The 21,266-nt window shown below is 66.7% G+C and carries 19 protein-coding genes, 1 tRNA gene and 2 pseudogenes; 10 read left to right on the top strand and 12 right to left on the bottom strand.

The features are described 5' to 3' along the window. Positions 1-195: 195 nt before the first annotated feature. Positions 196-1,818: an acyl-CoA synthetase gene (locus AC5Y5O_RS24740; protein ID WP_096289897.1), complete on the bottom strand. Its 1,623-nt coding sequence runs from the start codon at positions 1,816-1,818 to the stop codon at positions 196-198. 61 nt (positions 1,819-1,879) lie between these two features. Continuing rightward, the gene (locus AC5Y5O_RS24735; RefSeq protein WP_423790951.1) at positions 1,880-3,043 is read right to left on the bottom strand and encodes an aromatic ring-hydroxylating oxygenase subunit alpha; all 1,164 of its coding nucleotides are present in this window, start codon (positions 3,041-3,043) and stop codon (positions 1,880-1,882) included. A 117-nt stretch (positions 3,044-3,160) separates the two neighbouring features. Between AC5Y5O_RS24735 and AC5Y5O_RS24730 the strand changes: the two genes are divergently transcribed. From AC5Y5O_RS24730 to AC5Y5O_RS24720, 3 genes and pseudogenes are all read left to right on the top strand, one after another. Continuing rightward, positions 3,161-3,772 carry a TetR/AcrR family transcriptional regulator gene (locus AC5Y5O_RS24730; RefSeq protein ID WP_500027856.1) on the top strand — a complete coding sequence of 204 codons (612 nt, stop codon included), beginning with the start codon at positions 3,161-3,163 and terminating at the stop codon, positions 3,770-3,772. Between the two features lie 224 nt (positions 3,773-3,996). Beyond that, a pseudogene (locus tag AC5Y5O_RS24725) lies at positions 3,997-4,483 on the top strand (aldehyde dehydrogenase family protein); the annotation flags it as partial. Between the two features lie 63 nt (positions 4,484-4,546). Continuing rightward, positions 4,547-4,878: pseudogene (locus AC5Y5O_RS24720) on the top strand (NAD-binding protein); the annotation flags it as partial. A 183-nt stretch (positions 4,879-5,061) separates the two neighbouring features. On the opposite strand, the gene AC5Y5O_RS24715 reads toward AC5Y5O_RS24720, so the two are convergent. The 5 genes from AC5Y5O_RS24715 to AC5Y5O_RS24695 form a co-directional block, all read right to left on the bottom strand. Further along, a tRNA-Ala gene (locus AC5Y5O_RS24715) sits at positions 5,062-5,134 on the bottom strand. Positions 5,135-5,184: 50 nt separating this feature from the next. Next, positions 5,185-6,210, bottom strand: a complete 1,026-nt coding sequence (gene sepX / locus AC5Y5O_RS24710; protein WP_096291344.1) for a divisome protein SepX/GlpR — start codon at positions 6,208-6,210, stop codon at positions 5,185-5,187. 259 nt (positions 6,211-6,469) lie between these two features. Next, positions 6,470-7,123 (bottom strand): GNAT family N-acetyltransferase, encoded by a 654-nt coding sequence (locus AC5Y5O_RS24705; protein WP_207768594.1) that lies wholly within the window; start codon positions 7,121-7,123, stop codon positions 6,470-6,472. A 21-nt stretch (positions 7,124-7,144) separates the two neighbouring features. Next, positions 7,145-8,437 (bottom strand): molybdotransferase-like divisome protein Glp, encoded by a 1,293-nt coding sequence (glp, locus tag AC5Y5O_RS24700; RefSeq protein WP_500027853.1) that lies wholly within the window; start codon positions 8,435-8,437, stop codon positions 7,145-7,147. A 107-nt stretch (positions 8,438-8,544) separates the two neighbouring features. Further along, positions 8,545-9,459 (bottom strand): UTP--glucose-1-phosphate uridylyltransferase, encoded by a 915-nt coding sequence (locus AC5Y5O_RS24695; RefSeq protein WP_096289901.1) that lies wholly within the window; start codon positions 9,457-9,459, stop codon positions 8,545-8,547. A 76-nt stretch (positions 9,460-9,535) separates the two neighbouring features. On the opposite strand from AC5Y5O_RS24695, the gene AC5Y5O_RS24690 reads away from it, so the two are divergent. The 4 genes from AC5Y5O_RS24690 to mscL all read left to right on the top strand — a co-directional run bounded on the left by AC5Y5O_RS24690 (position 9,536) and on the right by mscL (position 11,825). After that, entirely contained in the window at positions 9,536-10,126 is a 591-nt protein-coding gene (locus AC5Y5O_RS24690) for a 5-formyltetrahydrofolate cyclo-ligase (protein WP_096289902.1), read from the top strand. Between the two features lie 89 nt (positions 10,127-10,215). Further along, a complete protein-coding gene (locus AC5Y5O_RS24685) occupies positions 10,216-10,554 on the top strand; it encodes an FmdB family zinc ribbon protein (protein WP_096289903.1) in 339 nt (112 codons plus the stop codon). 66 nt (positions 10,555-10,620) lie between these two features. Next, positions 10,621-11,298, top strand: coding sequence for an SAF domain-containing protein (locus tag AC5Y5O_RS24680; protein WP_096289904.1), 678 nt, complete (start codon positions 10,621-10,623; stop codon positions 11,296-11,298). A 65-nt stretch (positions 11,299-11,363) separates the two neighbouring features. Then, entirely contained in the window at positions 11,364-11,825 is a 462-nt protein-coding gene (gene mscL / locus AC5Y5O_RS24675) for a large-conductance mechanosensitive channel protein MscL (RefSeq protein ID WP_096289905.1), read from the top strand. A gap of 32 nt (positions 11,826-11,857) precedes the next feature. Here the strand turns inward: mscL and AC5Y5O_RS24670 are convergent, their stop codons facing one another. The 5 genes from AC5Y5O_RS24670 to rpmF form a co-directional block, all read right to left on the bottom strand. Continuing rightward, positions 11,858-12,418, bottom strand: coding sequence for a MogA/MoaB family molybdenum cofactor biosynthesis protein (locus AC5Y5O_RS24670; RefSeq protein ID WP_096289906.1), 561 nt, complete (start codon positions 12,416-12,418; stop codon positions 11,858-11,860). Continuing rightward, a complete protein-coding gene (locus AC5Y5O_RS24665) occupies positions 12,418-13,995 on the bottom strand; it encodes a S1C family serine protease (protein ID WP_096289907.1) in 1,578 nt (525 codons plus the stop codon). Before AC5Y5O_RS24665 ends, AC5Y5O_RS24670 begins: the two co-directional genes overlap by 1 nt. 74 nt (positions 13,996-14,069) lie before the next feature. Continuing rightward, positions 14,070-15,638, bottom strand: a complete 1,569-nt coding sequence (locus tag AC5Y5O_RS24660; protein WP_096289908.1) for a HAMP domain-containing sensor histidine kinase — start codon at positions 15,636-15,638, stop codon at positions 14,070-14,072. Beyond that, complete coding sequence (mprA, locus tag AC5Y5O_RS24655; RefSeq protein ID WP_096291346.1) at positions 15,638-16,321, bottom strand: two-component system response regulator MprA; 684 nt, start codon at positions 16,319-16,321, stop codon at positions 15,638-15,640. Before mprA ends, AC5Y5O_RS24660 begins: the two co-directional genes overlap by 1 nt. Positions 16,322-16,384: 63 nt before the next feature. Beyond that, entirely contained in the window at positions 16,385-16,558 is a 174-nt protein-coding gene (gene rpmF / locus AC5Y5O_RS24650) for a 50S ribosomal protein L32 (protein WP_036471323.1), read from the bottom strand. A gap of 246 nt (positions 16,559-16,804) precedes the next feature. On the opposite strand from rpmF, the gene AC5Y5O_RS24645 reads away from it, so the two are divergent. Genes AC5Y5O_RS24645 through AC5Y5O_RS24635 form a run of 3 tightly spaced genes read left to right on the top strand, consistent with a single transcriptional unit; the run spans position 16,805 to position 21,263 of the window. After that, positions 16,805-18,526 carry an acyclic terpene utilization AtuA family protein gene (locus tag AC5Y5O_RS24645; protein ID WP_096289909.1) on the top strand — a complete coding sequence of 574 codons (1,722 nt, stop codon included), beginning with the start codon at positions 16,805-16,807 and terminating at the stop codon, positions 18,524-18,526. Further along, a complete protein-coding gene (locus AC5Y5O_RS24640; protein WP_096289910.1) occupies positions 18,523-19,671 on the top strand; it encodes an acyl-CoA dehydrogenase family protein in 1,149 nt (382 codons plus the stop codon). Before AC5Y5O_RS24645 ends, AC5Y5O_RS24640 begins: the two co-directional genes overlap by 4 nt. A 2-nt stretch (positions 19,672-19,673) precedes the next feature. Beyond that, positions 19,674-21,263: an acyl-CoA carboxylase subunit beta gene (locus tag AC5Y5O_RS24635; protein WP_207768623.1), complete on the top strand. Its 1,590-nt coding sequence runs from the start codon at positions 19,674-19,676 to the stop codon at positions 21,261-21,263. The last annotated feature ends 3 nt before the right edge of the window (positions 21,264-21,266 follow it).

The following is a 21,266-nucleotide window of genomic DNA, read 5'->3' as shown; positions in this document are numbered from 1 at the left end:
CATGCACTCAGAACCCCATCGGTTGATGTCAGCGCTGCTACCCTCGCAGCGCTGGTAGGTTCTTGTGCTGCAACGTGTTCGATGGCTTTGGCCGGGGCGCCTGTCGATGCTGAGGTCGGCCTTATGTCGCCACGATGTTCATCGATGAGGGTGGCGCCACGGCGGAGTGTTTCAGGTCGTTCCCGGGCGGGCAGCTCAGTGAGTCGGCTGTTGGGTGGGTTCCAAACTGGCCAGCATGATCTTGCGGGCTTCGGGATAGTTGGCTTTGCCGGTGACGTGGCGTGGCACGGCATCGACGAATGTGATGTCTCGCGGGAGTTTGTAGCCGGCGATCATTGTTCGCAGGTGGGTGTGAATCGATTCGATCGTCACTCGGAGACCATCTCTAGCCTGTACTACGGCGGCGACGCGTTGGCCCCAGCGCGGGTCGGGTACGGCTACTACGATGGCGTCGTAGATATTTGGGTGGGATTTGAGAGCCTGCTCGACTTCTTCGGCGAAGACTTTCTCCCCGCCGGTGTTGATGCAGTTGGAGCCGCGACCGAGCAGCCGCAGCCGGCGCCCGGCTTCGATGCGTACATAGTCGCCGGGAACCGAGAAGCGGATGCCGTCGCGTTCGAAGAATGTGGTGCGAGACTTCTCTTCATCGTTGTAATAGCCAAGCGGAATGTGGCCGGCTCGGGCGACGCGCGCGGTTTGTCCCACGTGTTCTTCCGGGTCGAGGATGTTGAGATCGTCATCGACGACGATGGTCTGCGCCGCCATCTGGACCAACGGTCCTTCGCCGGCGAGATTGTCTCGTTCGAGGATGGTCGTGCCGGTGAAACCGACTTCGGAGGCGCCAATGGAGTCGGTGAACACGGTGCGGGAGAACGCATCGATCCAGCGTTTCTTGACCGCGGGACTAAACAACGCGGCGCTGCTGGCAACAGCGGCCAGCGAGGCGCCGGAGTGTCGCCCGGTGTCGAAAGCCTCGATAAGGGGGCGTGCCATGGCATCTCCGGTGATGAACACCGTCTGGACGCCGTGGCGGTCGATGAGTTCCCAGACGGCGTGAGCCTCGAATTTATCGATCAGCACGGTGGTGTGACCGGAGAAAAGATGCATGAGAGTCCCCCAGACGGCCGCACCGTGCATGAGTGGACTGACCGCGAAGGCCATAATGGGCGGGTTCGTGGCGGCTTGGGTGGATTGGTCGTACTCGTCGAGCAGCTCGCCGGTCATGAAGTTCGTGCCGCCGCCGAGTGTTCGCCAGATGTCCTCGTGGCGCCATACGACGCCTTTGGGGTATCCGGTCGTGCCGCCGGTGTAGAGAACGTAGAGATCGTCGGGCGAACGCTGACCGAAGTCTCTTTCGGTGCTGAATTCGTCACGAGCTGAGGCGTAGGCCAGCGCTTCGGGCATCGGGTTGTTGACGATGCCGGCGCCCATGGAGACCAGCACCCGCAGTGGCTCCCGCTGTGTCAGCACCTGCGACGCCAGTGGTCCGAGCGAGTCGTCAAAACACAGCCCGACGAGGTCGGCGTTGTCGAAGACATACGCCAGTTCTGGTGCGGTGTAGCGATAGTTCAGGTTAATCGGGACCGCGCGAATCTTGAACAGGGCGAGAATTGCAACGACGTGTTCAGCCGTATTGGGGGCAAGAACCCCGACGTGGTCGCCGTGACCGATCCCGTTCGACTGCAGCAGATGCGCCAGTTGGTTGGCTTCGTTTTCGATCTGGGCATAGGTCAGGGTGCGGGGCCCCGCAATGACGGCGGTGCGGTCCGGTACTGCGTCTACGGCGTGCTCGAAAAGATCTGCGATGTTCAGTGCCATTGCGTGGATCCTCCCCGCCGCCTTGCGCGGACCAAGAGACTCGACTCGGTCAGGAAAGTGTTCATTGCAGTGCGACACCGAGTTCCTGTGCCAAGACCCGGATCATGTGTTGCACACCAATTTCGTTGCGGCCGATGATCATATGGTCGTGCTGTCCGTGCCGAACGCCCTCGCCGCACTGGGGCAACATGGTGAAATCCTCGTCACGCACGGCGGCATGCACGTTCTCGTAGACTTCGTCGTAGACGGCGCGCATCTCGTCGTTGGCCGCGGGCACGCGACCCATCCAGCTGTGCCGCACGGTGCAGCGGGTGGGGGCGCCGGCCGGCAGGATGTCGATGATTTCCACACCCAGCGGGCTGTTGGCCAGGACGAGATTTGGATAGATCCAATAGATCACGCCCATGTTCGCTGACGGGTCCCAGGCTCCCGAGGGGTCGTTGTCGAGGTTGACGATCCAATTGAAGGGAAACCCCAGCCGATGGTGCTTTCCGAACTCGTCGTACACCGAGGTGTTGGCGATGGTGTTCTGTCCGATCACACTCTGCCCGTGGACGAATGGGAAATGGTAGCCCTCGGCGAATGCCTCGAGTGCGCCTTTCCAGGACACGTCGGACTCGAACTCGCGTTCAGTGTGATAGCCGTACGAGGAATAGTTCATCAGGGCCAGTTCGGGTGCCATATCACCGAGATGGGCGTCGACGTCGATGTCTGCATCGGCACTCAACACCGCCCAGATGAAGCCGTGGCGTTCTTGGTTGGGCAGCTCGACTAGGCCGTAGTCGGCCTTGTTCATCGTGGCGAAGCCGCTGCTGCCGGGCACCGCGAACAGGTCCCCGGTGTTCTTGTACGACCACGCGTGATACGGGCAGGTGAATCGTGACGCGTTGCCCGTTCCGCAGGCAGGCATCGCGCCACGGTGACGGCAGTAGTTCAGGAACACGTGGCTCTCGCCGTGACGATCTCGGGTGACCAACAACGAATCGCCCAATACCGATCGCACCACGTAATCGTTGGCTTTGGGCAATTGCGCCGACGGCACGATCGCCAGAGGCACCCGCCGCAGGATCTGAGACTCCTCAATCTCGGTGATCTTTGGATCGCGGTAGTAGTGCAGCGGCACCCGCAGCTCGCTGTCGGCCATCTGCGTGGTCTTATCCAGTGCAAAGCGCAGTGCCCGACGGGTCAGGCTCTCGTCGTGGCCGTTGACGGTTGGCTCAATCATCGATGTCATCGGTGCTCCTTGGCTGATGCGGGCTCCTATTCGGACAATACATCTAATACCAACTGTAAAGTCAAGTGGGTTCATTGCCTCGGACTAAGAGAATGCGACGATGCACGGATGCGCAGACATGGCTGGGCCGGAGACATTCCCGCCGACGACGACGAAGCGGCCGCCCGCATCGTGGCGGCCGCCCGACGCACGATCGACGCCGAGGGAACGGTCAGCGTGTCCCAGGTGGCCGAATCCCTCGGCATCACTCGACCCACCCTGTACCGGTACTTCCCCACGTTAGAGGCGCTACTACACGCCACAGCGCTATCGGCTGTCTCTGCGTTTCTCGATCACCTCGCTGCTCACCTGCAACCTCTGACTTCGCCCACCCACGCCGTTGTGGAGGGGATTGCCTACACGCTCGAGCAACTTCCCCACGACAGATACCTGGGCATGGTCATGCAGCCCGGCAAGGCAAGCGCTTTCACTGCCGGCGTGACGGCGGAGGTATCTGTTTCCTTCGGCCGATCGATCCTCAATCGGTTCAATGTCGACTGGGCGGGCGCGGGATTCGACGACGACAGCCTCCAAGAGCTCGTCGAGTTCATGCTGCGCATACTGCAGTCGTTGATCATCGATCCCGGACGGCCACAACGTCGTGGCGAGGAGCTGCGTGCGTACTTGCACCGTTGGGTTGCCCCTGCTGTTCAAGCACACTGCCGAGCGGGCATCGACTGACCACAACCACTCATGAAAATAGCTAACATAGGACGGGCGTCGTCGTAGCGGTAATGCTCCACCTGCTTGAATCCTTTGTCTCGCCGGACAATTCATACAATAGGAAAGCGGCAGGGCTGTGCACTCCTCGATGTCTGGCTACAGCGTCCGCCGTGCGCCGTCGCGGTATTCGATCCCGACGAAGGTGGTTTCGTAGAGAATGTCACCAGACCAGACGGGCCTCGGTGATGTTCGGACCCGTCATCAGCCAGGCCGCCGCCGACCGCATCCTGCAGGCGTTCGATGACGCCGTGTGCGCCCGCGCCGGCGAGCTTCTCACCGGAGGTAAGCGCATCGAAGGTGAACTCGCGCGCGGCTACTACATCGAACCCACCGCCGTCGGCGACGTGGACAACTCCTCGGAATTGGCGCAAACCGAGACATTCGGACCGGTGATCTCCCTCATCAGATTTCGCGACGACGACGAAGCAGTGCGGATCGCCACGACACTTCCTACGGTTTGAACGCCTTCGTGCACACCCGCGACCTCAACCGCCCCATCGGGTCGCGCGTGAACTCGAAGCCGGGTCAGTGTGGGTCAACAAATTCAGCGACATCGAACCCCAGGGCCCCTATGGCGGTTACAAGCACAGTGGGTTCGGTCGCACCGGCGGCCTCGATGGCCTGCGTGAGTTTCAGCGGATCAAAAACATCCGCATTGGCATGAGTTGAGCGTTGCGTGAGAGTCGGATTCATCGGGCTGGGCAGTCAGGTCGGCCCCATGGCGCGCCGGATATTTCGTTCATCGACGCGCCGGTCGGCGGTGGCGGGCCGGCCGCGGCGCAGGGCCGTCTGCTGGTCATGGCCGGTGGTGATGCCGATGTTGTCGACCGTGCCGACCGGTGTTACACCTACGCGGACTCTGTCGTGCACCTCGGCGCCCTCGGCTGCGGGCAAATCACTAAGGTGCTGAACAATCTGCTGTTCACCGCCAACTTGGGCACAGCGGCCAGCGCTCTGTCGCTAGCCAAATCCCTCGACGTGTCCCCGGCCGTCGCAGCGAAGTAGTATCACGCGGCAGCGGAAATAGCTTCGCGCTCAACGCTATAGCCGGAAGCGGAGGCCTTCACCACTGGCGGGCTGGCGGGACCGTCAAACGGCTCAACCAAAGTCGCTCAAAATGCCATTGATCCATCGACCCCGACCACAACTACTGGCGCAACCAACAAAAACGCCCCGGCCGATGGCCGGGGCGATCTGTAACCGATGACGCGACTCAGGTGTAACCCATGACTCCACTCATCGCAAAGTGGAGCTAAGGGGAATCGAACCCCTGACCTTCTCGATGCGAACGAGACGCGCTACCAACTGCGCTATAGCCCCTTGACCCGCTAGAGGCTACCAGTTCTGCAAGGGCGCCAGCACCAACGGCACTACTGGCCGACGGCGCGCGGCAGGTCCCGCGGCCAGCCGTAGTGCTGCTGCGGCATCGCGTAGTCCAGGTGCTCGAAGATCGGGTCCTCGTCGTCGATCTCCAGGACCACCGCGCCGGGCCGGCGCAGCCGCGACGGGACCACGTCGTAGTTGCGGTCGCGGGTGTTTTCCACACCCATGCGCGCGCGGGTCATCCGCTGCGTGCGGCGACGACGGACCTTCTCCTCGATCTTGGTCTGCCGGCGCAGATAGCCCAGGTAAAGCACCGTGATCGCGGTGGCCACGCCGCACACCCACCAGGCGGTGGGGCTGATCTCGAACGCCGCGGTCGCCGAGCCAACCAAGATGACGGCCATCACCATCAACACCTTCTTGCGGAAGGCGTACTTGCGGGCAGTGACGGCGGCCGCGGTCTTGGTGTCGAAGCGGCGGCGACGCTGGGCGCTCGACGGGACCACCCGCTCGCGCAGTCCCGGGTCCTCGTCCTCGGCCTCCGGCTCCAAGCCGGACGAGTCCTCGACGTATTCGTACTCGTCGTCGGGGTGCTCATCGTCGGCTTGCTCGTGCTCGTCCTCGTCGACGGCCGCGAGCTGGGGTTCGGTGGCCGCGGCGCTGGCACCGACCGGGAGTGCGACGGAGTCTTCGACGACGTCGACGTCCAGGTAGTCGGGCTCGGCCGGCTCGGCGGCCGCCATCCTCATCACCACCGGACGGGCGGGGCGCAGTTCCTCGGTCTCGGCATCGTGTTCATCGTCGGTCCCGGCGAGGTCGTCACGCTCCGCATCGTCGAACTCGTCGTCGTCGGCCGAGTCTTCCGGCTGCCAGTGCGGGTCGCTGCGGTGGCCCGAGGCCGGACCGCTGCGCCGCAGCAGGCGGGACCCGGTGCCGTTGAGCACCCGGGTTGCCAGCGCCACGTCACTGGTGCGTCGCACGGCGTCACGCTTGCTGATCAGCATCGGTACCAGCACGAACAGCCAGAGCACCACCAGTGAGATCCATAACAACGACTGCGGGATGCTTGGCATGATGACCTGCTCCTTCTGGTCCGGATCCCCGCGAGGCCGATCGTTGACCTGCGCGGTCGGGACCTGTGACCAGCGCAATTACACACCTGTAATTTGCCTCAATCAAGCATCACACGCCACATATGTCACGTGAGCCACAGAAATATTGCGATTTGTCTTCGGCGGCGAGTTCCCGCACGTCGAGATTGCGGTCATGGTCGCAGTCAGGCGCCGATCACAGCCGTGACGGCAATCTCGCCGCGCACAAGAAGGGAAGAATTTACGCCCAGCGCGCATATCCGGCACGGACCAGCGTCGATGCCACCGATCCGTAGACCTCCTCGGCCGTAATCGCCATCAGGAGATGGTCGCGCCACGCCCGGTCGACCTCGAGATAGCGGCGCAGCAGGCCCTCCTCGCGAAAGCCGACCTTGGCCAGCACGGCCCGACTCGCGAGATTCTCCGGGCGCACGGTGGCCTCCACCCGGTGCAGCATCACCGGCCCGAAGCAATGGTCCAGGCCCAGCGCCAGCGCGCCGGTGGCCACTCCTCCGCCGGTCGCCGAGCTCGGCACCCAGTAGCCGATCCACGCCGAGCGCAGCGCGCCGTGGGTGACGTTGCCGATGGTCAGCTGTCCGCAGAACTGCCCGTCGAGTTCGATCACGTACGGCAGCATGCGCCCGTTGCGGGCCTCGGCACGCAGGCCAGAACACAGCGCCGGCCAGGCCGCGACAGTGTGCCGCAGCGCCCAGTCGCCGTCGGAGGTGGGCTCCCACGGCTCGAGATGCGCCCGGTCGGCCAACCGGTGACGACTCCACTGCGCGCCGTCGCGCATCCGCACCGCGCGCAGCCGGACCACACCGGCCGCGACCCGCAGCGGCCCCACCGACGACGGCCAACCGGGGTGACGGGCGCTAGAGCGCAAGAGGTTCACGGGCGTGCGCAGTCGTCGGAGTCAGCCGCGCTGGGCCAGGAACGCGACGTCGACGATCTCACCGGTGCGAATCTGTTCGGCACCACTGGGAACCACAACTAGACAGTTTGCCTCAGCCAGCGTCGCGAGCAAATGCGACGACGCCCCCGGGGCGCCACCCAACGCCTGCACCAGATACTCGCCACTGTCCTGGTCGCGCATCAGCTGGCCGCGCAGGTAACCCTTGCGCCCGGCCACCGACGTGATCGGCGACAGTGTGCGGGCCTGCACGATCCGCCGCATCGGCTGGCGCTTGCCCAGCGACAGCCGGATCAGTGGCCGCACCATCACCTCGAAGACCACCAAGGCGCTGACCGGATTCGACGGCAACAAGAAGACCGGCACGCCGTCGCGCCCGAGCTGCCCGAAGCCCTGCACCGACCCCGGGTGCATGGCGACCCGGACGACCTCCATGTCGCCGAGTTCGGACAGCACCACCCGCACCGCTTCGGCGGCCGCGCCCCCGACTCCCCCGGCGATCACCACGACCTCGGCGCGATTGATCTGGCCCTGGACGATTTCGCCGAGCTCCTGCGGGTTGTTGGGCACGATGCCGACCCGGTTGACCTCCGCGCCGGCATCCCGGGCCGCGGCCGCCAACGCGTAGGAGTTGACGTCGTAGACCTGCCCGTTGCTCGGCGTGCGCGAGATGTCGACCAGCTCGCCGCCCACCGCCATCACCGACACCCGCGGACGCGGGTGCACCAGGACCCGCTCGCGGCCGACCGCGGCGAGCAATCCCACCTGAGCCGGGCCGATGATCGTCCCGGCCCGTACCGCCACATCGCCGGGCTGGACGTCGTCGCCGGCGCGCCGCACGTAGGCACCCGACGGTGCTCCGCGCAGAATCCGCACCTTCGACGTGCCGCCGTCGGTCCACCGCAACGGCAGCACCGCATCGGCCAGCGTGGGCAGCGGCGCCCCGGTCTGCACCCGGGCGGCTTGGCGTGGCTGCAGCCGGCTCGGCGTTCGCGCCCCGGCCTCGATGGTCCCCATCACCGGCAGGACCAGCCCGCCGGGGCTGTCCTCGTCGGCCATCGGCTCGCCGGTTTCGTCGAGCGCAAGGTCGACGCCCACCTCGCCGATACCCAGTACGTCGACGCTGCGCACCGCGTAGCCGTCGATCGCGGCCTGATCGAAGCCGGGCAGCGGCCGCTCGGTCACGACTTCCTCGGCGCACAACAATCCCTGCGCCTCCGCGATGGCAACCCGGATCGGGCGCGGGGCTACCGCGGCCGCCGTTATCCGGGCTTGCTGCTCCTCAACCGAACGCACTCGCCGCGCCTCCCTGCCGTCACCCTGACGGGCGCGCCGTATCGGGCCCGGTGAAAAAGACCGACCCCGATCGCCCGGTGGTTCTCCGGGCCCGGTATGGCGGCCGGCTACTGCTCGTTCAGGCCCAATCGCGCCACCAACCACCGCCGCAACTCCGGGCCGTAGTCGTCACGATCCAATGCAAAGTCAACCGCAGCCTTGAGGTAGCCGCCGGGATTTCCCAAGTCGTGTCGAGATCCGCGGTGCACGACGACATGCACCGGGTGGCCCTCTTTGATCAGCAGCGCGATCGCATCGGTGAGCTGTAACTCGCCGCCGGCGCCGTGGTCGATGCGGCGCAGCGCGTCGAAAATGGCGCGGTCGAGCACGTAGCGGCCGGCCGCGGCGTACAACGACGGCGCCTCGGAGGCCTTGGGCTTTTCCACCATGCCGTTGACTTTGAGGACGTCGGAATTGCCGGCGCCGGGGATGGCCTCGACGTCGAAAACACCGTAGGCGCTGATCTCCTCGGGCGTGACCTCGATGGCGCACAACACCGTGCCCCCGTACTCGGCGCGCACCTTGGCCATCGTCTCCAGCACGCCGGTCGGCAGCACCAGGTCATCGGGCAGCAGCACCATGACGGCGTCCTCGTCGGGCGTCAACGTCGGCTCCACGCAACCGATCGCGTGTCCCAGCCCGAGCGGTTCGGCCTGCACCACCGATTCGACCTTGATCAGCGCCGGCGCCCGGCGCACCTTGGCCAGCATCGCCTTCTTGCCGCGCGCTTCGAGCGTGCCCTCGAGCACCAGGTCCTCGACGAAGTGCGCGACCACGCCGTCCTTGCCCTCCGAGGTGATGATCACCAACCGCTCGGCGCCGGCCGCGGCCGCTTCCTCGGCGACCAGCTCGATACCGGGCGTATCGACGACGGGCAGCAACTCTTTGGGCACCGTCTTGGTGGCCGGCAGGAAACGGGTGCCCAGACCGGCTGCGGGGACGATCGCCGTGTACGGGATCGGGACTTCATCTGGCCGTGACATCGTTCACACCATAGCGCTCAGAGGGGTGGCCGCCGCTGCATGGCAGGCCGAATACCCGTGCTGTCATCGTTGATGCATGACCACTTCGACCAAGGCCACACTGCGCGAGCAGGTGCTGGCGGCTCGAAGTCAGGTCGCCGACGACGTGCACGCCGCCCAGGCGCGGATGCTCAACGAGCAGCTTGCCCTCGCGGTGAGCGGCGGCAGCACCGTCTGCGCCTACGTCCCGGTGGGTACCGAGCCGGGTTCGGTCGAAATGCTGGACATGTTGCTGCGCCACGCGCGGCGGGTGTTGTTGCCCGTCGCGCGCACCACCGGTGACGGCATCCCGATGCGGCTGCGCTGGGCCGAGTACCGGCCGGGTGGGCTCGTCCGCGGCCGCTGGGGCCTGCTCGAGCCGCCCGAGCCGTGGCTGCCGGAGTCTGTCCTGGCCGAGGCGGAGATGGTGGTGGTTCCGGCGCTGGCCGTGGACCACCGGGGCGTGCGGCTGGGCCGCGGCCGGGGCTACTACGACCGCTCGCTGGATGCCAGAAACCCGCAGGCACGGCTGATCGCGATGGTGCGTGACGAGGAGTTCGTCGAAGAGTTGCCGGCCGAACCGCACGATGTGCCGATGACCCACGTGATCACCCCCGGGCGCGGCGTGGTGGCGCTGCCCACGGGGTGATAACGCCCGGGAATGAGACGGATTTCATGGCTGTTTTAGCACTCAGGCACTGTAGAGTGCTAACAAGCTTATCTAACGGAGGTTTTGGAGTGCCGACCTACAGCTACGCGTGCACCGAATGCGATGATCGCTTCGACGTCGTACAGGCCTTCACCGACGACGCCCTGACCACGTGCGAGAAGTGCTCGGGCCGACTGCGCAAGTTGTTCAACTCCGTCGGCGTCGTGTTCAAGGGCAGCGGCTTCTACCGCACCGACAGCCGCGAGTCGGGCAAAAAGTCGTCGTCCAGCTCGAGCAACGGCTCGTCGACCAACGGATCTTCCGAGAGCTCCAGCTCGAGCGAGAAGTCCTCGTCCAGCGAGAAGTCCAGCTCGAGCGACAAGTCCTCGTCCAGCGAGAAATCCACGACGTCGGCCGCGGCCAGCTAGCGGGTTATCCACAGCACCCATCCCGTTGGGGCGCGTTGCGCTGCCCGCCGGGCCTACCGTTGCGGCGTGGCAGAACCATCGCTGAATCCGGCGCTACTTCAGCGATTATCGGCGTCGCTGCGCCCGGACTGGACCCGGACCGTACTGGCCCGCCGGGTGGCGGCGGGCGGGCTCGTCGTGTTGGCCGCGGTCGCGGCGGTGCGCTCGAATCCGGACGGCGATCGCGTCGACGCGGTGGTGGCCACGCGTGACCTGACTCCCGGCACGGCGTTGACCTCCGACGATGTTCGGGTCGAAAAGCGTTTGGCGACAACACTTCCCGAGGGTTCACAAGCAGACCTGAGCGCGGTGGTGGGTTCGATGCTGGCCGGTCCGGCGCGTCGGGGTGAGGTGCTCACCGACGTCCGGCTGCTGGGCAGCCGGCTGGCCGAAGCCGCGATCGGATCGAAGACCGGGCCGGGCGCGCGCATCGTGCCGCTGCATCTGGCCGACAGCGCGCTGATCGACCTGGTGCGTGCCGGCGACGTGGTCGACGTGCTCGCCGCGCCCACCGATTCGCGGCCGGGCACCCAGGCGACCAGCGTGGTGGTGGCCACCGATGCCGTCGTCGTGCTCGTGTCGCCGAAGCAGAAAGTCCAGGCCGCCGATAATGACCGCGTAGTCTTAGTTGCGCTGCCGGCCCGCGTGGCGAACACGGTGGCAGGCTCGGTGCTAGGGCAGGCAGTCACCCTCACCCTGCACTGAGTGCCTGACACCCCGCTCGCCAGAGCACCCGCAGCAAACTATGTCCAGCCCAGAAAGGACGTCGAATGCTCAAGGGGTTCAAGGAGTTTCTCGCGCGGGGCAATATCGTCGACCTGTCCGTCGCGGTGGTCATCGGTACGGCATTCACCGGCCTGGTCACCAAGTTCACCGACAGCATCATTCAGCCGTTGATCAACCGGATCGGCGTCAACCAGCAATCCGATGTCGGCATCCTGAAAATCAGCATCGGTGGCGGCCAGACGATCGACCTCAACGTGCTGGTGTCCGCAGCGATCAACTTCGTCCTGGTCGCCGCGGTGGTGTACTTCCTGGTCGTGCTGCCCTACAACACGTTCCGCAAACGCGGCGAGGTCGAGCAGGCCGACGACGCCCAGGTCGTCTTGCTGACCGAGATCCGCGACCTGCTCGCGCAGACCAACGGCGGGGCTTCGTCGGGCCGGCACGGCGGGGCGGGCACCACCCCGCCGCCCGAATACGGGCCGCGCGCGGACGCCGAGTCGCTGTAGGTCCCCGCGGCTTGCACGAGACGCCCGCGACTTTAGATCTCGAGGCTCGATAACTGCCCGATGATCTGTGCGGCGAGCGGATTCAGCGTCGCCATGCCATCGCGCACCGCGTACCGGGAACCGGCAAGGTTGACCACCAGGGTGCTGCCGGACACGCCGGCCAGACCGCGGGACAACCCGGCGTCGATGATTCCCGCCGACAGCCCGGAGGCCCGGACGGCCTCGGCGATGCCCAGGATTTCCCGGTCCAGGATCTCGACGGTGGCCTCCGGGGTGACGTCGCGCGGGGTCACTCCGGTGCCGCCGACCGACACCACCAGATCCACCCCACCGATCACCGCGGTGTTCAGCGCGTTGCGGATCTCGACCTCGTCGGCCGCGACCGCCACCACACCGTCGACCACGAATCCTGCCTCGGTCAGCAGCTCGGTGACCAGCGGCCCGCTGTGGTCTTCTTCGTCCCCGTGGGCGGTGCGATCGTCGACCACCACGACCAGAGCCCGGCCGACTACCAATTCCGCACCCGTATCCATGGGTGCAACCGTATATCCGAGCTCGGACAGGGGCTCGTTCAGAGGCTCGTCGACTCTCATCACTGATCCGCCTTGCCGAGGGTGACCTGCACGGTCCGGCTGCCACCGCCGGGATCCTGGAAGGTCAGCGATACCTTGTCGCCCGGCGCCTTGGAGCGCACCGCGGCGACCAGCGCGTCGGCGCTGCTGATCGGACGATCGTCGACCTTGGTGACGACCACGTTCTTCGGCACGCCCGCGTTCGAGGCCGCGCCGCCGGTCACGACGTCGACGACCTTGGCGCCCGGCGTGCTCTTGTCACTGGTCACCTGCACGCCCAGCGACGCATGCGACGCCTTGCCGGTGCTGATCAGCTCGTCGGCGATGCGCTTGGCCTGGTCGACCGGAATCGCGAAACCGAGGCCGATCGAACCGCTTTGAGCGTCCGGCGAATCCGAACCCAGGGTGGCGATCGCCGAGTTGATGCCGACCAGCTGCCCCTGCAGGTTGACCAGCGCACCGCCGGAGTTACCCGGGTTGATCGCGGCGTCGGTCTGAATCGCGTCCAGCACGGTGTTCTGGTTGCCCGACTCGCCGGTCGTGGACACCGGCCGGTTCAGGGCGCTGATGATCCCGGTGGTCACCGTGCCCGACAAGCCCAGCGGGGAACCGATCGCCATCACGGGCTGGCCGACCCGCACATCGGACGAGGAACCCATCGCGATCGGGGTCAGGCCGGAGACACCCTGCACGCGAATGACGGCGATATCGCTGGTGGGATCGGCACCCACCACGGTGAACGGCGCGGTGCGGCCGTCCGAGAAGGTCACCGTCGTTTTCGGCGCGGGACCACCCGGCCCGCCGGGCGGCGGGCTTCCGGGCGTCGGGCTGCTGGGCGTCGGGCCACCGGGTCCCTTCGGCGGGGCGGCGGCCGCGGCGATGACGTGGTTGTTGGTCAGAATCAGCCCGTCGGACGACAGGATGACGCCGGACCCCTCTTCGGATGCCCGACCGAGGTCGGTCTCCAGCATCACGACGCTGGGCACCACCTTCGCGGCGACCTGTTCGACGGTGCCGGGCGGCATGTTGGCCGCCGGAACGCCGGGTGTGGCGCCCGACGGTCCGCTGCTACCGCTGGCGGTGGTGGAGTGCGTCCCCAGTTCGACGACCGTGGCCGCGGCGCCGCCGATGCCGGCCGACACCACCGCGATCGCCAGCGCACCGGCCATCAGCAGGCCGGCGCGGCCTCGCTTCTGCGGTCGCGGCGGCCCCATCGGCGGCAGCATGCCGGGGATCGGGCCCGTGCCGGTGGCTCCGGGGATCGGCCCTACTCCCGAGCCGCCGGGGATGGGTCCGGCGCCGGTGCTTCCAGGAATCGGGCCCGCGCCGGTACCGCCGGGGATCCGGCCCGGCCCGGTGCCGCTGGGTACCGCGCCCGCCCCGGTGTCACCGAACGGCTCGTACGGCCGACGGTATTGCGAGGTCTGCGACGGTTGTGACTGCTGGCCTTGCTGGTACCGCCAGTCGTACGGCTGGTTGTACGGTTGCTGATGCCCTTGGGCGTACGCGGGAGCTCCACCCGGTTCAAAGGGCTGGTTAGGCGCGCTCGGGTATCCCGGCTGCTGAGGCGGTGGCGAATACCTCGGGTCATTCGTCATAGCGCTAAGTCGCTCTTCCTCTAATTGGGGTGCTGTCGAGCTCGACTTGGCTCGATTGTCAACACTAACTGCCTCTACCTTGCGCGTGCGGACTGAGAGTCCACTGAGATAACGTTCGCCGATTCCCGAGAGTTCGCTGCGCCGTCATCTGTGCGAACGGCGGGATCGGTCTTGGCTTCGCCGGCGGCTTCACCGACCGAGGCCCCGCTCTCGGTGCCGGCCGCCGGATACGCCGACACCGGCAGTGGCCGACCCGGAAGCAGCACGTAGATCGATGTTCCCGCAGGATGACCGCCCGGAACCGTGTCTTCGACGCGCAACAGCCCGCCGTGGTTGAGCACCACCTGCTTGACGATGGCCAACCCCAGCCCCGATCCCGGCAGGGCCCGCGCCGTCGTCGACCGGTAGAACCGCTCGAACACCAGGCGCCGCTCGTGTGGCGGGATACCCGGGCCCAGGTCGGAGACGATCAACTCGGCATGCGACGGGTCGAGTTGGCGCATCCGGACACCGACGTGGCCGCCCGGCGGACTCCATTTGGCGGCGTTGTCCATCAGGTTCAGTGCCGCCCGCGATAGGCCGGCGTTGTCGCCGTAGACCTGCCACGGGATTACGTCGACATCGAAGTGAATATCGTTGCGCCGCCGCCTAACCCGCTCCAGGCTGCGGTCGATGACCTCGGACATGTCGACCGGTTCGTGTACTACCTGGCCCGCGTCGTCGCGGGTGAGGTCTACCAAATCGCCTACCAGCGTGGACAATTCCTCGATCTGCGCCAGCACATCCGCACGCAGGTCCACCATCTCCTGCTCGGGCAGCCGCGGCGCCCCCGGTTCCATGGACGCCATCAGCAGTTCGACGTTGGTCCGCAGTGATGTCAGCGGGGTGCGCAATTCGTGTCCGGCGTCGGTGACCAGCCGCGCCTGCCGCTCCCGCGACTCCGCGAGAGCGCGCAGCATCAAGTTGAATGCCTCAGTGAGCCTTGCCAATTCGTCACTGCCGAACACCGGGATGGGCCGCAGGTCGTCGGTGCGCGCCACCCGCTCGGCCGCCTCGGTCAGCCGGGCGACCGGCCGCAGCCCCGCCCGGGTGACCATGCCACCGGCCACCGCGGCGACCGCGACCCCGATACCGCCGACGATCAGCAGCACCCAGCGCAGTTTGGTCATCACCGCCTCGGTCGGCCGCAGGCTCTTGGAGATCAGCAGCGAGCTGCCGTTGGGCAGGTGGATCGCCAGGATGCGCTGATCAGAAGCGGTACGACGGGACATGAACAAGTCACCGCGGATGACTGCCTTCTCCGGCTCGGCGACCGGCAGGGTCTGGCCCGGTTGCTGGGCGGTGTAGATCGAGTGGCCGGGGTTCACCAGCATCGCGTTGACGTCGGAATACGCGGTGCCCTCGATGGCCTTGGCCGGGTCGGCGGCCAGCGAACCGCTGGCGATCAGCAGCTGCGCGCGGCTATCCAGCTGGTTGTCGATGTCGCTGTAGAGCGCCGCCGCGATCACCGCGTAGACGGCAAACGCCATCAGCACGACAACCATCGCCACCATCGACATCGCCAGCAACATGACCCGCCACCGCAACGACAACGAACTGGGGGCTCGCAGGGGTGCGCGCCGACGTCGTTGGAACCGGATCATCAGGGCGGGGTCTCCCGTAGTACGTAGCCGACGCCACGCACCGTGTGGATCAGGCGCGGTTCACCCTCGGCTTCGGTTTTGCGGCGCAGGTAGCCGACGTAGACCTCCAGCGCATTGCCCGAGGTGGGAAAGTCGAATCCCCACACCTCTTCGAGAATGCGGCTTCGGGTGAGCACCCGGCGCGGGTTGGCGATCAGCATCTCCAGCAGGGCGAATTCGGTGCGGGTCAGGCTGATCCGGCGGTGCCCTCGGGTGACTTCACGGGTCACCGGGTCCAGAGCCAGATCGGAGAACGTCATCGCGACCGACTCGGCGTCCTCGGGCTTGGTGCGGCGCAGCAGCGCCCGCATCCGGGCCAGCAGCTCCTCGAGGGCGAACGGCTTGGGCAGGTAGTCGTCGGCGCCGGCGTCCAGGCCGGCCACCCGCTCGGACACCGAGTCGCGGGCAGTGAGCACCAGAATCGGCAGGTCGTCGCCAGTGCTACGCAGCTGCCGGCAGACCTCGAGACCGTCGAGGCGCGGCATCATCACATCGAGCACGACGGCGTCGGGGCGGTCACTGGAGATGAGCTCCAGCGCCTCGACTCCGTCATGAGCCAACTCGACGGAGTAGCCGTTGAAGGAGAGCGATCTGCGCAGCGATTCGCGGACCGCGCGATCGTCATCGACGACAAGAATGCGCACGGCCACTAGTTTCGTCCTAGGGCCTGAGAGCGGCCTGAGAGGCGCGCCGGGTATTTGCCGAGATTAGCGTCGGTCGAGATCGATCAGGCCCAGGCGAGCCGCCTTGAGCAGTCGACGCGGCACCTTGTGCTTCTGGCCGGCCACGGTCACTCCGACGAGCTCGGTCTTTTCCGCCTTCCACTGCGAGCGGCGGCTGCGGGTGTTCGAGCGCGACATCCTGCGCTTGGGTGTGGCCATGGTCGGGCCTTACTCCTCGGTCTGGGGTTTCGGTCGTCCGTCGCGCGGCATGACCTCTGCGGCCGACGGCGACGATTGCGCTCCAGAATAGTCGGTGACCTGCTGGTGGCCAAAATGGGCGGTACGGCCTGCGCGGCTATGACGGCAGCGCCGGAACGGGCATCCTTGACGTGACACCGGCGGTACCCGCTAACCTACCGGGTGGTTGGTTGGTTGAGCACCGGAAATCCCGAATGGAGGACGCCCATGGCCTCTGGTTCTGGCTCATCCGGTGCTGTCCGGATCGCGAACTGCTCGGGGTTCTACGGCGACCGGCTGGCGGCCATGCGCGAGATGCTGACCGGCGGAGACGTCGATTACCTCACCGGCGACTACCTGGCCGAGCTCACGATGCTGATTCTGGGCCGCGACAAGATGAAACACCCCGAGCGCGGCTACGCCAAGACCTTCCTGACTCAGCTCGAGGATTGTCTGGGCGAGGCTCGGGACCGCGGGGTGCGCATCGTCGCCAACGCCGGCGGCCTCAACCCCGCCGGGCTGGCGGACGCGATCCGCACCCTGGCGCAACGGCTGGGCATCACCGCCCGAGTGGCCCACGTCGAGGGCGACGATCTGCAGCCGCGCGCGGCCGAACTGGGGCTGGGCACGCCGCTGACGGCAAACGCCTACCTGGGTGCCTGGGGCATCGTCGACTGCCTGAACGACGGAGCCGACGTCGTCGTCACCGGCCGGGTCACCGACGCCTCGGTGATCGTCGGGTCCGCGGCCGCCCACTTCGGCTGGGGCCGCACCGACTACAACGAACTCGCCGGCGCGGTGGTCGCCGGTCACGTCATCGAATGCGGCGTGCAGGCCACCGGCGGCAACTACGCGTTTTTCACCGAAGTGCCCGACCTGTCTAGCCTTTTTCATGCGGGCTTTCCTTTGGCCGAGGTCAACGCGGACGGATCCTCGGTGATCACCAAACACCCCGGCACCGGCGGGCTGGTCAGCGTCGACACCGTCACCGCGCAGCTGCTCTACGAGATCACCGGCGCCCGCTACGCCAACCCGGACGTCACCGCGCGGATGGACACCGTCGAGCTGTCCTCCGACGGCCCGGACCGGGTGCGCATCAGCGGCGTGGTCGGTGAGCCGCCGCCACCGACGCTGAAGGTGTCGCTGAACAGCATCGGCGGATTCCGCAACGCGATGACCTTCGTGTTGACCGGGCTCGACATCGAGGCCAAGGCCGAGCTGGTGCGCCGCCAGCTCGAGGCCGGGCTCACCGTCAAACCCGCGGAGCTTCAGTGGACGCTGGCGCGCACCGACCACCCCGATGCCGACACCGAGGAAGCCGCCAGTGCGCTGCTGCACTGTGTGGTCCGCGACCCCGACCCCGCCAATGTCGGACGCCAATTCTCCTCGGCGGCAGTCGAGTTGGCGCTTGCCAGCTACCCGGGCTTCCACGTCACCGCCCCGCCGGGCGATGGCCAGGTCTACGGCGTCTTCCACGCGGGCTACGTCGAGGCCACCGTCGTGCCGCATATCGCGGTGCACTCCGACGGCACGCGCACCGATATCCCTTGTGCCAGCCAGACTTTGGAGCTGGCCCCTGCCGCTTCCCCGGCGTTGCCGCAACCTCTGCCGGCCGGGCCGACCCGGCGCGCACCCCTCGGCCGCATCGCCGGCGCCCGCAGCGGCGACAAGGGCGGCTCGGCCAACGTCGGGGTTTGGGTGCGCACCGAGGACCAATGGCGTTGGCTGGCCAACACATTGACGGTCGAACTGCTCAAGGAGCTGCTGCCGGAGGCAGCGGACTGCGACGTCACCCGTCACGTGCTGCCCAACCTGCGTGCGGTGAACTTCGTGATCGAGGGCATCCTCGGACAGGGCGTCGCCTATCAGGCACGGTTCGATCCCCAGGCCAAGGGACTGGGTGAATGGCTGCGCAGCCGCCACGTCGAAATCCCGGAAGGGCTTTTGTGAATATCTGGAACACCCCGGAGCGCGAACAGCTGCGAAAGACGGTGCGCGCCTTCACCGAACGCGAGATTCTGCCGCACGTCGACGAGTGGGAACGCACCGGCGATCTGCCGCGCGAATTGCACCGGCGCGCCGGGGCGGCCGGGCTGCTCGGCGCCGGGTTACCCGAAGCCGCCGGCGGCGGTGGCGGCGACGGCGCCGACGCGGTGGTCATCTGCGAAGAGTTCCACCAGGCCGGCGGCCCGGGCGGTGTCTTCGCGTCGCTGTTCACCTGTGGCATCGCGGTTCCCCATATGATCGCCTCGGGCGATCAGCGGCTGATCGAGGAGTTCGTCCGGCCGACGCTGGCCGGCGAGAAGATCGGATCACTGGCCATCACCGAACCCGGCGGCGGTTCGGACGTCGGGCATTTGCGCACCAGCGCGGTGCGTGACGGCGACCACTACGTGGTCAACGGCGCCAAGACCTACATCACCTCCGGGGTGCGCGCCGACTATGTCGTCACCGCGGTGCGCACCGGAGGGCCTGGCGCAGCAGGGGTTTCGCTGCTGGCGGTCGAGAAGGGCACACCGGGCTTCGAGGTGAGCCGCAAGCTGGACAAGATGGGGTGGCGTTCGTCGGACACCGCCGAGCTGTGCTACGTCGATGCCCGGGTTCCGGTCGCCAACCTGGTCGGCGCTGAGAACAGCGGATTCGCCCAGATCGCGCAGGCGTTCGTCTCTGAGCGGATCGGCCTTGCCGCGCAAGCGTATTCGAGTGCACAGCGATGCCTGGACATCACCGTGGCTTGGTGTCGCGACCGCGAGACGTTCGGTCGCCCACTGATTTCGCGCCAGTCGGTGCAGAACACCCTGGCCGAGATGGCCCGGCGCATCGATGTCGCCCGCGTCTATTCGCGCGATGTGGTGCAGCGCCAGCTGGCCGGTGAGACGAACCTGATCCCGCAGGTGTGCTTCGCCAAGAACACCGCCGTCGAGGCCGGTGAATGGGTGGCCAATCAAGCCGTTCAATTGTTCGGCGGCATGGGCTACATGGCCGAATCAGAAGTCGAACGCCAATATCGGGACATGCGAATCCTGGGCATTGGCGGCGGTACCACCGAAATCCTGACCGCCCTGTCCGCCAAACTGCTGGGATTCCAATCATGACCGTGCTGCAGTCCACCCTCGACCCGAAGGCGTCCACGTACGCCGACGCGGCCGAAACCATGCTCGCCAAGCTGGCCGAGATCGACGTCGAGCACGGCAAGGCGCTGGCCGGAGGCGGAGAAAAGTACACCGCGCGCCACCACGCCCGCGGCAAGTTCACCGCCCGCGAGCGCATCGAGCTACTGCTGGACCCGGATTCGCCGTTCCTCGAGCTGAGCCCGCTGGCCGCCTACGGCAGTTCCTTCACCCTGGGGGCCAGCGTGGTGGTGGGCATCGGCGCCGTCGAGGGCGTGGAGTGCCTGATCGTCGCCAACGACCCGACCGTCAAGGGCGGCACCAGCAACCCCTGGACGCTCAAGAAGATCTTGCGGGCCAACCAGATTGCGCTGCAGAACCGGCTGCCGGTGATCTCGCTGGTGGAGTCGGGCGGCGCGGACCTGCCCACCCAGAAAGAGATCTTCGTCCCCGGCGGGCAGATGTTCCGCGATCTGACCCGGCTCTCGGCGGCGGGCATTCCGACCATCGCGCTCGTCTTCGGCAACTCCACCGCCGGCGGTGCCTACATCCCCGGCATGTCCGATCACGTCGTGATGATCAAGGAACGCTCGAAGGTGTTCCTGGCCGGTCCCCCGCTGGTGAAGATGGCCACCGGTGAAGAGTCCGACGACGAGTCCCTCGGCGGCGCCGAAATGCACGCCCGCACTTCGGGTCTGGCCGACTACTTCGCCGTCGACGAGCTCGACGCGATCCGCATCGGGCGCCGGGTGGTGACCCGGCTGAACTGGCGCAAGCTCGGGCCGGTGCCGCGGCCCGTGACGGAGCCGCTGTTCGACGCGGAGGAGCTGATCGGCATCGTGTCGTCGGACCTGCGCATCCCGTTCGACCCACGCGACGTGATCGCGCGGGTCGTCGACGGCTCCGAATTCGACGAGTTCAAGCCGATGTACGGCTCGTCGCTGGTGACCGGCTGGGCGACGTTGTGCGGCTACCCGATCGGGATTCTGGCCAACCATCGCGGTGTGCTGTTCAGCGAGGAATCACAGAAGGCCACCCAATTCATTCAGCTGGCCAACCGTTACGACACGCCACTGTTGTTCTTGCACAACACCACCGGATACATGGTCGGCAAGGACTATGAAGAGGGCGGCATGATCAAGCACGGATCGATGATGATCAACGCCGTGTCCAACTCGACCGTCCCGCACATCTCGCTGTTGATCGGTGCGTCCTACGGCGCGGGCCACTACGGCATGTGTGGGCGGGCCTACGACCCCCGATTCCTGTTCGCCTGGCCCAGCGCCAAATCCGCGGTGATGGGCGGTGTCCAGCTGGCCGGCGTGCTGTCGATCGTGGCCCGGGCGGCCGCCGAAGCTCGCGGCCAACAGGTCGACGAGGACGCCGACGCCGCGATGCGAGCCGCGGTCGAGGGACAGATCGAGGCCGAGTCGCTGCCGATGGTCTTGTCTGGAATGCTCTACGACGACGGGGTGATCGACCCCCGCGATACCCGCACCGTACTGGGAATGTGTCTGTCCGCCATCGCGAATGGCCCGATCAAGGGGACGTCGAACTTCGGCGTCTTCCGGATGTGAGCC

Source organism: Mycobacterium sp. NGS40 (assembly GCF_059812735.1).
This window is presented reverse-complemented; position numbering and strand designations above follow the sequence as displayed.

Coding starts and splice junctions, on each gene's coding strand:
- AC5Y5O_RS24740 (WP_096289897.1), bottom strand. CDS start 1,818: ATGGCACTGAACATCGCAGATCTTTTCGAGCACGCCGTAGACGCAGTA.
- AC5Y5O_RS24735 (WP_423790951.1), bottom strand. CDS start 3,043: ATGATTGAGCCAACCGTCAACGGCCACGACGAGAGCCTGACCCGTCGG.
- AC5Y5O_RS24730 (WP_500027856.1), top strand. CDS start 3,161: ATGCGCAGACATGGCTGGGCCGGAGACATTCCCGCCGACGACGACGAA.
- sepX (WP_096291344.1), bottom strand. CDS start 6,210: ATGCCAAGCATCCCGCAGTCGTTGTTATGGATCTCACTGGTGGTGCTC.
- AC5Y5O_RS24695 (WP_096289901.1), bottom strand. CDS start 9,459: ATGTCACGGCCAGATGAAGTCCCGATCCCGTACACGGCGATCGTCCCC.
- AC5Y5O_RS24690 (WP_096289902.1), top strand. CDS start 9,536: ATGACCACTTCGACCAAGGCCACACTGCGCGAGCAGGTGCTGGCGGCT.
- mscL (WP_096289905.1), top strand. CDS start 11,364: ATGCTCAAGGGGTTCAAGGAGTTTCTCGCGCGGGGCAATATCGTCGAC.
- AC5Y5O_RS24670 (WP_096289906.1), bottom strand. CDS start 12,418: ATGAGAGTCGACGAGCCTCTGAACGAGCCCCTGTCCGAGCTCGGATAT.
- AC5Y5O_RS24665 (WP_096289907.1), bottom strand. CDS start 13,995: ATGACGAATGACCCGAGGTATTCGCCACCGCCTCAGCAGCCGGGATAC.
- AC5Y5O_RS24660 (WP_096289908.1), bottom strand. CDS start 15,638: ATGATCCGGTTCCAACGACGTCGGCGCGCACCCCTGCGAGCCCCCAGT.
- rpmF (WP_036471323.1), bottom strand. CDS start 16,558: ATGGCCACACCCAAGCGCAGGATGTCGCGCTCGAACACCCGCAGCCGC.
- AC5Y5O_RS24645 (WP_096289909.1), top strand. CDS start 16,805: ATGGCCTCTGGTTCTGGCTCATCCGGTGCTGTCCGGATCGCGAACTGC.